The following is a 12,171-nucleotide window of genomic DNA, read 5'->3' on the forward strand; positions in this document are numbered from 1 at the left end:
AGACCGGGCCGCAGCCGGAGCGAACCCTTCAGGTTCGCTCCGGCCGCCCAGCCTCTTGTCTTGGTGTCAGCCTTCCAGATCCTGGCCTTCGTCCGGCTCGGGCGTGCCCAGCAGTTCGTCGGCGATCTTGTTGGTCGAGGCCCGCACCGCCTTCTCGATCGAGACGGCGATGTCGGGGTTCTGTTTCAGGAATTCGCGCACATTCTCACGGCCCTGGCCGATCCGGGTAGAGTCATAGCTGAACCAGCTGCCCGACTTCTCGATCACCCCGGCCTTGACGCCCAGGTCGATGATCTCGCCCAGTTTGGAGATGCCCTCGCCGTACATGATGTCGAAGATGACCTCGCGGAACGGCGGGGCGACCTTGTTCTTGACCACCTTGACCCGGGTGGTGTTGCCGACCACCTCGTCGCGGTTCTTGATCGCGCCGGTGCGGCGGATGTCCAGACGCACCGAGGCGTAGAACTTCAACGCATTGCCGCCCGTCGTCGTCTCGGGCGAGCCGTACATGACGCCGATCTTGTGACGGATCTGGTTGATGAACAGGACGATGCAGTTCGACTTGGAGATCGAGGCCGTCAGCTTGCGCAGCGCCTGGCTCATCAGACGCGCCTGAAGGCCCGGCAGGCTGTCGCCCATCTCGCCCTCGATCTCGGCGCGCGGCGTCAGGGCCGCGACCGAGTCGATGACCACGATGTCCACGGCGCCGGAGCGCACCAGCGTATCGACGATCTCAAGCGCCTGTTCGCCGGTGTCCGGTTGCGACACCAGCAGGTCGTCCAGATTGACGCCCAGCTTCTGGGCGTAGCCCGGATCCAGCGCGTGTTCGGCGTCCACGAAGGCGGCGACGCCGCCGGCCTTCTGAACCTCGGCCACCGTATGCAGGGCCAGGGTCGTCTTGCCCGAAGATTCAGGCCCGAACACCTCGATCACCCGCCCGCGCGGCAGGCCGCCGATGCCCAGCGCCATATCCAGACCCAGCGATCCGGTGGACACCGAGGGGATCACGTCGGCGACCCCGCCCTTGCCCAGTTTCATCACCGAACCCTTGCCGAAGGCGCGATCGATCTGCGCGATCGCCGCCTCCAGGGCGCGTTGCTTGTCGCCGTCGTCCTTGCCCACCAACTTGAGTGCTGCCTGTGAAGCCATTGCCTTCGTCTCCCTTGCCATGATTCCCGTCATTAAGCTTGGGAGAGACCCGCCTGGACCCGCCCCCGTTTCGTGAGGCCGACTATGTGCATGGTTTGTTCTGGTTCACAAGATGTTCTCGTCGATCAAAACAAGAACATCGAAAAGCCACGTCCGTTTTTGACGCAGGCTACAACGGCAACCTCAGGCTGAAGCTGAGGCCTTCGGGCAGATAGGCCAAGGCCGCCGACCCGCCCAGAGATCGGTTGACGGTGGACTCGATCAGGGCCGAGCCGAAGCCCCGACGCTGTGGCGGCTGCACCTGCGGCCCGCCGCTTTCGACCCAATCCAGCAGAAGGTGACGGTCCGTCACCGACCAATCGACGCGAACGCATCCCGTCGCATTCGCCAGGGCGCCGTATTTCGCGGCGTTCACCGCCAACTCATGGAACACCATCCCCATCCCCAATGTCTGCTGGGCGTTCAGATCGACGTCGGGGCCGGTCAGGCGCACCTGTTCCTCGGCATAGGGCGCCAGTTCCTGTGCTAGCATGGCGAGCAGATCGACGCGTTCCCAGTTGCCGGCCGTCAGCAGGTTCTGGGTGTTGGACAATGCCAGAAGCCGCGCCTCGAACAGGGTGGTGAAGGTGGCCACGTCAGGCGTCCGCCGGGCGGTCTGTCGGGCGATCGACTGCACCGTCGCCAAGGTGTTCTTGACCCGGTGATTCAGCTCGTTGATCAACAACCACTGCAACCGTTCGCTGTCGGCCAGGGCGGCGAAGGCCTCTCGGCGGTCGGTGATGTCGGTGATCACGCCGGACATCTTCAGGGGCCGCCCCGAGCGACTGCGGATCAACCGCCCGCGCAGATGAATCCATCGGCCGGCCCCCGGCAGGAACCATTCCTGATCGTATTCGTCGGTCCCCGCGATGGCCTGTTCCAGCGCCTGGCGATGCCGCGGCAGGTCCTCTGGCGACAGGCGGTCGCCGATTTCACTGGGGCCGAGGCGCTCGGCGGGGTCGATGGACAGAATCTCCCTGGCTCTGCGGGACATGACCGGCGCCTTCATCGGCAGCGTCGCCTCCCAGAAGCCGACGCCTCCGGCGTCGACGGCGGCCAGGACATTAGCCCTCTGGTCCGCCATGGAAGCGCCGACGGCGAGAAACAAAAGGGTGACCGCGCCCGCCGTCACCGCGACCGCCAGCACCACCGGAGAGGCCCCGCCCTCGACCGGCGCCCCGCCGGCGTTGGCGGTCACCGTCAGGGCCGCCATGCCGATATGGTGCATGGAGACGATGGCCAACCCCAGGATGACGGCGGCGACGCCGCGCCAGGCCCGGTCGCGCTCCTGACGGGCGGCGATCAGGGCGGCATAGGCGGCGACCACGGCGACGACCACCGACAAGGCGACCAGCCCCGGCCGATAGGTCAGGGTCGCATTCAGCCGCATCGCGGCCATGCCGACATAGTGCATGGCGACGATCGCGCCGCCCATCAACAGCGCCGCCGGCGCCAGTCGCCATGCTGCGGGCCCCGCCGTTCCCGCCGCCAGAAAGGCCGCCGCCGTGCCGGCCGTCGCCAGCAGGAACGAGACCAGCGTCAGGCCGGCGTCATAGGAAACCGGCTCCTCGACATGGAAACCCAGCATGGCGAGGAAATGCATCGACCAGATGCTGACGCCCAAAGCCAGGGCGGCGACGCCCAGCCAGCGCAATCGCGCCGCGCCCAGGTGGCTGCGGGTCCGATTGAACAGGTCCAGAGCCGTCCACGCGCCCAGGATCGCAATCGCCAGCGACAGGACGGTGAACGGATTGACGTATGCGTGGTGCAAGCGCGCCTGGGCTCCGGAAGAAAAACAGCCGCACCCATAACCCGGATCGATGACCCCTACGACCCGGAAATCACGGCGGCGTCAGGAGACGAACCGGGCCGCCAGCGCCACGGCGCAGCCCGTCAGCAGGCCGACGGAGGCGAGCAAGCTAACTACCCGCACCTCGCCTGCCGATGTCGGCGCCAGCGGCCGGGCCGTCAGCACCACCAACAGGGCGATCAGACCCAGGGCGCCGGGCAGGTCCATGCCGACGCCCAGAAACACGCCGTGGCCCTGGACAAGCAGCCATCCGCCCACGGCCACGGTTGCGACCGCCGCCGGGATCAAGGCGCGCCAGGATGTCAGCCGGGCCCCGATCACGGCCGCAATCGCTGCGGCGAGCGCCGCGATCAGGCCGGACCAGAGGAAGAGGAAGGCCGCCTCGGGCGCCACGGCCTGGATCAACCCGCCCAGGATCAGCACCAGCACGATCAAGCCCAGCCAGCCGCCCCAGGTCGTCCGGTCCTCGTCCGAAGGCCACAGGCTGAACCCCACAGCGACCACCGCCGCCCCGACGACCAGCAGGCTGAAACCGCCCAGAGCCGTCGCAAGCACCGCCGCCGCGGCGACTACTCCGACTATGACCCTTTGGCCGATGCGCTCCCGTCCCCCCGCCGCCACCAGAACCAGGGAGAGCATCGCCAGCGCCACACCGACCTCCAGCATCGGCAGGCGGCGCAGCAGGGTGTAATAGGTGTCAGCCGAATCGATCCGGCCGCCGACCGGTCCGGCCAGCACCCGTACGGCCTGGCCGACGACCACGGCGCTGGCCAGCAGCCACAGTCCATCCGTCGCGCCCCGCACCACCGACATCGCCCTCAGCCCCGTCGCATGATGCGCGCCCCAGGCGGCGAAGGCGGTCGCCAGCCCGGCCACGACCAGCAGCATCCAGCCGACGACCGGCGGGTGACGCACGACGAACAGGCCGTACACATCGGCATAGACCGCATTCTGCGTCGCCTGGGGCAGGGTCGGCGCACGCAGGAAGGCGTCGGCGGTCTCCAGGGCCTGCGACCCGATATGCTGCAGACTGCCCTGGTCCAGAGCCTCGGGCGTAGAGGACGGCGAATGGTACTGGGCCGGGCGGCCGATGAAGGCCAGGTTGATGCCCGCCAGTTCGCGCCCCGCCGCCACCGTGAAATCCGTGCCGTTGGGCATCAGCCGATAGATGAAGATCGCCAGGGCGTTGCTGGACGGGCCGCCGGTCGCCTTGCGCGTCGCCTGGGCGTAGCGGGCGATGGTCTCGGCGTTGCCGGGGCCGGTCTCGAACATCATGGCGCGCCCGCCGCCGCCCCGCGCCTCCAGATTGATCACGGCCCCGATGCGGTCGCGCAACGGATGCTCGCTGAAGAAGGCCCGCGCCCCGTCCAGGTTCAGCTCCTCGGCATCGGTCAGCAGCACGACCAGCGTCCTGTCCGCCCCGCCCCGCGCCTTGATCGCCCGCACCGCCTCCAGGATCGCGGCGACGCCGCTCGCATCGTCGGCGGCCCCCGGCGAGTTCGGCACGCTGTCGTAATGGGCCATCAGGGCGACGGCGGGCAGGCCGGGATCTCGCCCCGGCAGAACTCCGATGATATTGACGGCTCTCAGCGCGCCGGCGTCGCCGCCGTCCTTCTCGATCCGCGCCACAGCGGCCGGCGACAGGGCGCCGGATTGCAGGCTGGGCTGCAGCCCCAGGGCGGCCAGCCGCTGGACCAGATAGGCCTGGACCCGCTGATGTTCGGCCGATCCGACAGGATGGGGCGCGCGGGCGATGCGGCGCACATCGGCCATGGCCCGCTCGGCGGAAAAGCCGATGGCGGGCGTCGAGGTCGGCAGGGGCGCGGGCGTCTGACTAGCGATTACGGCCAGTCCCAGGGCGGCGGCCAGGGACGCGAGAAACAGGACCAGCCGCATACTCAAATCCCCCGATCGATCATGCGCTCAGTCAGCCTCGAACCGCGAGGTTTCGCAAGTGCGGCGCAAAGGCCTCACCGCCGGACGATATTGCGCGCCGCCACATTGCCCGTGGCGCCATCGCCGTCGTTCGCGCTGGACCCGAACGGCCACCCCCGGTCGTCCCCGCAATAGCGCCGCCCGCCCTCGCGAGACCCGATCACCACCGCGCGCGGACGCAGCCAGCCGGCGCCGGTGAAGATATTGTCCGTGATTTGATTATAGGACGGCGTCTGGTGCCGGATCACCCCGTCCTCGCCGCAGTTTCGGTACAGGAACACCCCGCCCTTACCGCCCAGGGCCAGCCGGTTGCCGACGATGCGGTTGGCGCCCGATCCGTCCACGGCGATCTGCTCGCGCCCAGTTCGGATGTCGAAATCGTTGTCCTGAATCAGCGCGCCCGCGCTCTCGGCGTCCAGATAGACGGCGGTCGAGGTCGAACGCCCGGAAAAGGTCGAACGCGTCACCGTCGTGCGCGTCACGCCCGGCCCGACATAGAGGGGAATGGTCCCGACGCCCTCGAACCGCACCCGGTCCAGGGTGACCCGGATCGGCGCCGCAGACTGGGCCGCCTGCGTATGACCGGCGGTGCGCGAGGAGGCCAGCAGGTCGCGCATCGACCCGCCCGCCCCCATGCCCCAGATCCGCACATTGCCGACGACTGTGCAGTTGCGCACCGTGACATCGACCGGCCGCGACCATCGTTCTCCGTCACGACGGGACCAAACGGCCACGGTCGGGGCAGAGGTCGTCGCCTGGCCCGGCGCGCGGACAGCGCCCCCGCCGCAGTCCAGCGACGCGCCCGACGCCTCGGCGCCCTCGATCAGGACGCGGCGGCGAACGTCGGCTCCAGACAGTTGGGCCCGGCACCTGAGACGATAGGGCTGGTCTGACGGCGTCGTCAGGTCGCGCTGTTCCTGCGCCGTGCAGGGCCGGTCGGCGGGCGGCGCCTGTAACGCCAGAGCGGCCATGGCGAGCCACAGCGCCATGTCAGGGCAGGACGGTCGCCAGGGCCGCGCGTTCGGCCGCGCAGCCGGGGTTGGTCCGGCCGCTGCGACGCGCGGCCTCAAGTTCCGCTCGCGCCGCCGCGGCATCCGCTTTGAAGGCAGGCGTCTGCACGACCTCGACGACGACGGCCCGGCCGATCTCCTCGCCTACAGCCACGTCGGTCGGATAATGCATGGCGCAGATCAGGCGGCTGACGCCGATCTGATGGCCGATTCGTCGCACGGCCTCGGCCCGATCCGGCTCCAACGCAACGAAGGCCTCGCCATAGGCCATGCCGACGGCGGCGCTGCCCGACGGATAGGAGGCGCCTTGTCGCGCGGCGGCGTTCACGACCTGACAGGCGCGCCGTCGGGGATCGTCGCCGACCGGTCGGGGCCGCGCCTGTCGCGCCTTCACCCGTTCCGCCACGCTGTTCGCGTCATGAAACACGCGCGCCATCAGCCGATCCAGCGTCGGCGTCTCGGCCGACCCCAGCCGCACGCCCAGGGCGCAGTCGAAATGCTGCAGGGCCAGGGGCGGACGCAGTTCCGCGTGAGAGGTCGCCAGCAGCCAGCGATCGCTGTCTTCCAGCGCGACATAGCGCGCGGAGGCCGCCTTGTCCGCCAGGTCCTGGGCCGACCCGACCACAGGCGGCGGCGGAACCGTATCGGCCAGCCGCGCGATCGCCGCCTCGGCCAGAAATCCCTCGCTCGGCATCGTCACGACCGGTTTCGGGGCGCCGGCGCAACCGACGACCAGCAGGATCGCCGTCGCCGCGCCCAGGGCGGCGACCGGCCTCACTGCCCGGCGCTCCAGCCCAGCTGGACCGAGGTCGCGCCCGCATCCGTGGGCGCCGCCACGACCTGGAGCGACGGCCCGTTCGCCTGGTCGCCCGCCGCGCCATAGGCCCGCGCCTCGCCCTGGTTCATGCCCGTGACGGACCGCAGCCCCGCCGCCTCCGCCCGCTCGCGATAGAAGGCCACAACCTGATCGGGCGAGGCGTCGGTGGTGAAGGTGACCAGACCGCCGGCGCCCGCTTCGCCGCCGGCCAGCAGCGGCTGTCCCTCGACCTGGGCGCCCGGATAAAGCGCCGCAAAGACCGGCGCGCCGTCGACCGCAGGCGCACCCGCAACGGGGGCGTCGGCGGACGGCGCCACAGGGTCAGGCGTCGGCGTCTCTGCAACCACCGCAGGCGCGGCCGCATCGGGCGCCTGTTTCGCATCGGCCGGCTTGGCCGTGCGGTCGCATCCGGCGATACAGAACAAAACCACGGCGGCGGCTGCCGCCCTACGAAGCGTCATCGAGAGATCGTCCCTGACCTAATTTGGTCGAAGCGCCACCGTGGCGCATGCGTGCGGCGGCAGCAAGGCGCCGTCGTCAGTCGCCACGCTCGACCGCATCGGCGGACTCGCGTCCCTCGTCCGCCAGGGCCTCGTTGATCACGCGCGAATCGGGATCGTCGTCCGATCCTGAGGCCGATCCGCCCCGCAGCGATCCTGCCCGCGTGTCCGATCCCGAATCGCTGCCGTCCAGGGCGTCGATCAGCGTGTCCGCCTTGTGCCCCAAATCCGGCTTTTCGCCCATGTCGGCGGCCTCTCTTGCGTCGTCGCAATCCACTTCGGGCTTGTTGGGATCGATGTCCGTCATGGCGCAGGTCTCCGTAGTGAGGATTTGAGTCTTAAAGCGCCCGACCCGGTTGCGGTTCCGCCGCCGCGCCCTTGAACCTCGGCGGACAGCCCCGATCTAGGCGTCATGATCCCGTTCTCAGTTCTTGACCTCTCCCCCATCGTCGAAGGCGGCGACGCCCGCCGCGGCCTGGACGAAACCCTGGCCCTGGCCCAGGCCGCCGACCGTCTCGGCTACGAGCGGTTCTGGCTGGCCGAGCACCACAACATGCCCGGCATCGCCAGCGCCGCGACCTCCATCGTCATCGGCCATGTGGCGGCGGGGACGCAGCGTATTCGCGTCGGCTCCGGCGGGGTCATGCTGCCCAATCACGCGCCCCTGGTCGTCGCCGAACAGTTCGGCACGCTGGAGACCCTGTTTCCCGGACGGATCGACGTCGGCCTGGGTCGCGCGCCCGGCACGGACGGCGCTACCGCCCGTGCGCTCCGTCGCTATTTCGAAGGCGCCGACCAATTCCCGCGCGACGTGGTCGAGCTGATCCAGTGGTTCGAACCGGCGTCCGAGAACCAGCCCGTCCGCGCCGTGCCCGGCGCCGGGTTGCGCGTCCCCGTCTGGCTGCTGGGCTCCAGCCTGTTCAGCGCCCAGCTGGCCGGTCAGCTGGGCCTGCCCTACGCCTTCGCCAGCCATTTCGCGCCCGAACTGCTGCTTGAGGCCCTGGCGCTTTATCGCCGCACCTTCACCCCGTCTGACCGCCTGGCCAAGCCTCACGCCATGGCCGCGATCAACGTCTTCGCCGCCGACACCGACGAAGAAGGCGTGCGCCTGTCCACCTCGATGCAGCAGAGCTTCGCGCGCCTCTCGACCGGAAAGCCCGGCAAACTGCCCCCGCCGGTCGACGACATCACCACCGTCCTGACGCCGCAACAGATCGAGGGCGCAAAAGGTCGCCTGCTCTATTCCGCCGTCGGCGGGCCCGAGACGGTCAAGCGACAGCTCTCTGACTTCATCGCCCTGACTGGCGTGGACGAGCTGATGGTCACCGGCATGATGTTCGACAACGCCGCCCGCATCCACAGCCTCGAAATCGTCGCCGAGGCGCGCGAGCGGATGGCGGCTGCCTAAACCTAATCACCCTCTCCCGTTGGGAGAGGGCTTGAGCGCACGGCGGCGATAGCCGTCGTTCTGGCGCGAAAGGGTGAGGGTTGCGACTGTGCGAACTGGCCCACCGACCGACCCTCATCCGGCTCTTCGAGCCACCTTCTCCCAATGGGAGAAGGTACAGGTTTCAAAGCCCGTCCAAAAACTCGACCAGCAGCCCGCTCACCTCGTCCGCCCGCTCCTGCTGGATCCAGTGCCCCGCCCCAGGCACGACCACCGAACGGGTCAGCCCCGGCGCCCAGTCCTTCAGCCCCTCCTCATGCCCGCCGGCGTAATGGCGCACCGGATCGTCCTCGCCGACGATGAAAAGCGCGGGCGGGGTGATCTTCTGGTCCTGCACGAAGGCCGTTAGCGACCAGTTCAGGTCCATCGCGCGGTACCAGTTCAGCGGCGCGTCGAACCCGCCCGCCGAAAACGCCTGCACATACTCGCCGAAATGCGCCTCGCTCATCCACGGCGGCAGGGTCGCTGCATCGTCGATGGTGTCGAGCAAATCCACGCCTTGCGGCATGAAGCCGGTGGAGCGCCGATCCGCCGGGGTCGCCCCGTCATAGGCGTAGAACAGCTTCCTCAACGCCGTCGCCGGATCGGCGTCCATCGCCATGTGGGCGTCCGGCGCCTGGAACCGGCTGATGTAGAGATCGCCCAGCCCGGCCCGTTTCGAGATCGCGGCCATGGCGGCGGTGGGCGGTCCTTTAAGCCGGCGCGGCTGGAACGGCACCGACAGGCCCGCCACGGCCGTGAACAGGTCGGGCCTCAACAGGGCGCAATGCCAGGCCACCGGTGCGCCCCAGTCGTGACCCACGACGACGCAGGACGCCTTGCCCAGCGCCCGGACCAGATCGACCATATCCCCGACCAGATGCAGGATGGAATAGGCCTCCACCCCCGCCGGCTTCTCGGTCCCGCCATAACCCCTCATGTCGGGGGCGACGACGTGGTATCCTGCCTGGGACAAGGCCTCGACCTGGGCCCGCCAGCTGACCCCCAGTTCGGGAAAGCCGTGGATCAGCAGGACCAGCGGCGCGTTGGGGTCCTCGAACCCGGCGTCCAGAACCTGTTGGACCAGGCCGTCGGTCTTGATAAGCCGCGTTCGCATTCCACCCTCTTTCGCGGTCTTCGCCGCTTCTAGTTTTCGTCAGGACGGACATGACCCGCCTCGTCACCTTTGCGGACGGTACGACCGTTCCCGCCCTCGGCCAAGGCACCTGGGAGCTGGGCGACGACCCGGCCTGGCGCGACGAGGAGCAGCAGGCCCTGGCCCGCGGCATCGACCTGGGCATGACCCTGATCGACACGGCTGAACTGTATGGCGACGGCCGCTCCGAACGGCTGGTGGGCGAGGTCATCGCCGACCGCCGCGACGAGGTCTTCCTGGTCTCCAAGGTCCGGCCCGAGAACGCCTCGGAGATGAAGATGATGCTGGCCTGCGAGAAGTCGCTGGAACGGCTCGGCGTCGAACGGCTGGATCTCTATCTGCTGCACTGGGAAGGCAACGTCCCGCTGGAGGAGACCGTCGAGGCCTTCCGCGACCTGGTCGATGAGGGGATGATCGCCCGCTGGGGCGTGTCCAACCTGGACCTGCGGGCCATGGAACAGCTGATGGAGATCGAGGGGGGCGAGGACTGCGCCGCCAACCAGCTGCTCTATAATCTGGCCTCGCGCGGGGTGGAGTTCGACCTGCTGCCCTGGATGCAGGCGCGCGACATGCCGATGATGGCCTATTCGCCCTTGGGACGCGGCGAACTGCTGGAACAGCCCCTGATCCGCGACATCGCCAACCGCCATTCGGCCAGCCCCGCCCAGGTCGCCCTCGCCGCCGTGCTGCGCCACGACGGCGTCATCGCCATCCCAAAGGCCAGCTCCGTCGAACACGTCGAGGCCAATGCCGACGCCCTGGAAATCCAGTTCGACCTGGAAGACCTGGAACGCCTGGACGAGGCGTTCCGGGCTCCGAACCACGCGGTGCCGCTGGATATTATCTAAGGGTCATGGCGCGACCCGGCCCTTAACCCCGTCATCCTCGCCCTTGTGGCGAGGATCCAGACTCCCTGTGCGTCCGCAGAGTGCGCCATCGGCGAAACCGGGAGTGTGGATCCTAGGCACAAGGCCTAGGATGACGAACTCAGGATGGACATCAGCCGAACCCGCTCTTCATCCGTATACGGAGCAGCCGGCCCTCGCCCCCACACCGGATCGGGCCAAAGGCCGTCGTCGCGCCTCCGCCCGACCACATGGACATGCAGCTGAGCCGTCACATTGCCGATGGCGCCGACGTTCAGCTTCTCCACCACACCCAGCCGCCGAACCAGCGCCCCGGCCCGCACCGTCTCCTCCATCAGCATCGCCCGCTGCTCGACGCTCAGATCCTCCAGCTCCACCGCCCCCTCGACGCGCGGGATCAGGATCAGCCAGGGAAACCGCGCATCGTCCTGCAGCCGCACCTGGCACAGCGGCCATTCGGCGGCGGCGACCGACCCGGCCTCGAAGGCCGGCGCGACCTCAAACCCCATCAGTTCAGCCCGTAGATGACGCAGGCGCTGTCGGTCAGGGTCTGCAACGGCGGTTGCAGCGCCAGCCGCGCCGCCTCTATGTCCGCCTCGCTGGGGCCTGCCCCGCCGGCCATCGGCGCAGGGGGGGCGGGAGGCGGAGCGAAGGCCGCCTCTGCCCTGACCCGCGATCCGGTCACCACAATTTCGTCCACCGTCGTCGCCTGTCCCCCGGCGGCATAGGAGGGCCAACCCGCCAGCACGTCCGTCTGACAGACCCGTCCCGACGGATCGATGATCTTGACCCGCCCCAGGGTCGCGCCCGCATTCGTCGCCGCCGCCTCGGCCCGGCGCCGCGCATCCTTCATCGCCTCGGCCTGAAGATTGGCCTTCCAGCTGTTTTCCGGCTCAAGCTGGAAGTTCACCTGACCGATCGACGTCGGACGCGAGGCCACGATCGTCGCATAGACCCGCTCGATCAGGCGCACGTCGCGCACCGTCACGCTGACCGAGGCGTCGGCCTGATAGCGGGCCACGCGGTCGGCGCGGGTGTTGTCGCGCATCACCCCGTTCTCGTCGCGGTACTGGTCATAGAGGGGCCGGGTGGTGACGCTGGTCCCGACCCGCACCTTGTCCGCCCCATAGGCCGACAGCGCCTGGCTCAGCGCCCGCACCTGGTCGGCGGCGGCGCGCGAGGCCTCCGTTACGCTGCGGTCCACCGACTGGAAGCTGGCGGAGACGAAGGCGCGGTTGGCCTGGATCTCGACCCGCACCTGGCCGACCGAGGCGATCACCGGATCGCGCATCCACCAAGGGGCGGGAATGTAGCGGTCGCCAATGGTGGCGGGGGGCGTCTGGGCCAGAACCGGCGCAGACGAGACGACGGGCGCGGCGCCCAGCAGCAGGGCGAAAGCGAGAGAAGGGCGCATCCAAATCCTCCGGTTGGGGCCGGACCTTCGCAAGCCTGACCAAGGCCGT

General features: G+C 69.0%; 12 protein-coding genes. 2 read left to right on the forward strand and 10 right to left on the reverse strand.

Annotated features, from left to right (window positions below; all coding sequences use genetic code 11):
- Positions 1 to 66: 66 nt before the first annotated feature.
- The 7 genes from recA to ACP69V_RS01575 form a co-directional block, all read right to left on the reverse strand.
- Positions 67 to 1,149: a recombinase RecA gene (gene recA, locus ACP69V_RS01545; RefSeq protein ID WP_135194026.1), complete on the reverse strand. Its 1,083-nt coding sequence runs from the start codon at positions 1,147 to 1,149 to the stop codon at positions 67 to 69.
- 169 nt (positions 1,150 to 1,318) lie between these two features.
- Positions 1,319 to 2,959, reverse strand: a complete 1,641-nt coding sequence (locus tag ACP69V_RS01550) for an MHYT domain-containing protein (protein ID WP_426022382.1) — start codon at positions 2,957 to 2,959, stop codon at positions 1,319 to 1,321.
- A gap of 81 nt (positions 2,960 to 3,040) precedes the next feature.
- Positions 3,041 to 4,894: a M20/M25/M40 family metallo-hydrolase gene (locus ACP69V_RS01555; protein WP_426022383.1), complete on the reverse strand. Its 1,854-nt coding sequence runs from the start codon at positions 4,892 to 4,894 to the stop codon at positions 3,041 to 3,043.
- A gap of 74 nt (positions 4,895 to 4,968) precedes the next feature.
- Positions 4,969 to 5,922 (reverse strand): right-handed parallel beta-helix repeat-containing protein, encoded by a 954-nt coding sequence (locus ACP69V_RS01560; protein WP_426022384.1) that lies wholly within the window; start codon positions 5,920 to 5,922, stop codon positions 4,969 to 4,971.
- A gap of 1 nt (position 5,923) precedes the next feature.
- Positions 5,924 to 6,721, reverse strand: coding sequence for a PA-phosphatase (locus ACP69V_RS01565; RefSeq protein WP_426022385.1), 798 nt, complete (start codon positions 6,719 to 6,721; stop codon positions 5,924 to 5,926).
- On the reverse strand, positions 6,718 to 7,221 hold the full coding sequence (locus ACP69V_RS01570; protein WP_426022386.1) for a hypothetical protein: 504 nt from the start codon (positions 7,219 to 7,221) through the stop codon (positions 6,718 to 6,720). Before ACP69V_RS01570 ends, ACP69V_RS01565 begins: the two co-directional genes overlap by 4 nt.
- Positions 7,222 to 7,297: 76 nt before the next feature.
- Positions 7,298 to 7,567 carry a ribonuclease gene (locus ACP69V_RS01575; RefSeq protein ID WP_426022387.1) on the reverse strand — a complete coding sequence of 90 codons (270 nt, stop codon included), beginning with the start codon at positions 7,565 to 7,567 and terminating at the stop codon, positions 7,298 to 7,300.
- 105 nt (positions 7,568 to 7,672) lie between these two features.
- Between ACP69V_RS01575 and ACP69V_RS01580 the strand changes: the two genes are divergently transcribed.
- Complete coding sequence (locus ACP69V_RS01580) at positions 7,673 to 8,668, forward strand: LLM class flavin-dependent oxidoreductase (RefSeq protein ID WP_426022388.1); 996 nt, start codon at positions 7,673 to 7,675, stop codon at positions 8,666 to 8,668.
- A gap of 163 nt (positions 8,669 to 8,831) precedes the next feature.
- Here ACP69V_RS01580 and ACP69V_RS01585 read toward each other — a convergent pair whose 3' ends face one another.
- Positions 8,832 to 9,803 carry an alpha/beta fold hydrolase gene (locus ACP69V_RS01585; protein ID WP_426022389.1) on the reverse strand — a complete coding sequence of 324 codons (972 nt, stop codon included), beginning with the start codon at positions 9,801 to 9,803 and terminating at the stop codon, positions 8,832 to 8,834.
- Positions 9,804 to 9,853: 50 nt separating this feature from the next.
- Between ACP69V_RS01585 and ACP69V_RS01590 the strand changes: the two genes are divergently transcribed.
- Positions 9,854 to 10,690 (forward strand): aldo/keto reductase, encoded by an 837-nt coding sequence (locus ACP69V_RS01590; protein WP_372693276.1) that lies wholly within the window; start codon positions 9,854 to 9,856, stop codon positions 10,688 to 10,690.
- A gap of 125 nt (positions 10,691 to 10,815) precedes the next feature.
- On the opposite strand, the gene ACP69V_RS01595 is transcribed toward ACP69V_RS01590, so the two are convergent.
- Both ACP69V_RS01595 and ACP69V_RS01600 read right to left on the reverse strand, forming a co-directional pair.
- Positions 10,816 to 11,220, reverse strand: coding sequence for an HIT domain-containing protein (locus tag ACP69V_RS01595; protein ID WP_426024017.1), 405 nt, complete (start codon positions 11,218 to 11,220; stop codon positions 10,816 to 10,818).
- Positions 11,217 to 12,122 carry an SIMPL domain-containing protein gene (locus tag ACP69V_RS01600; protein WP_426022390.1) on the reverse strand — a complete coding sequence of 302 codons (906 nt, stop codon included), beginning with the start codon at positions 12,120 to 12,122 and terminating at the stop codon, positions 11,217 to 11,219. Before ACP69V_RS01600 ends, ACP69V_RS01595 begins: the two co-directional genes overlap by 4 nt.
- Positions 12,123 to 12,171 lie beyond the last annotated feature (49 nt).

Source organism: Brevundimonas sp. PWP3-1b1, from assembly GCF_049896065.1.
Classification (GTDB): Bacteria; Pseudomonadota; Alphaproteobacteria; order Caulobacterales; family Caulobacteraceae; genus Brevundimonas; species Brevundimonas intermedia_B.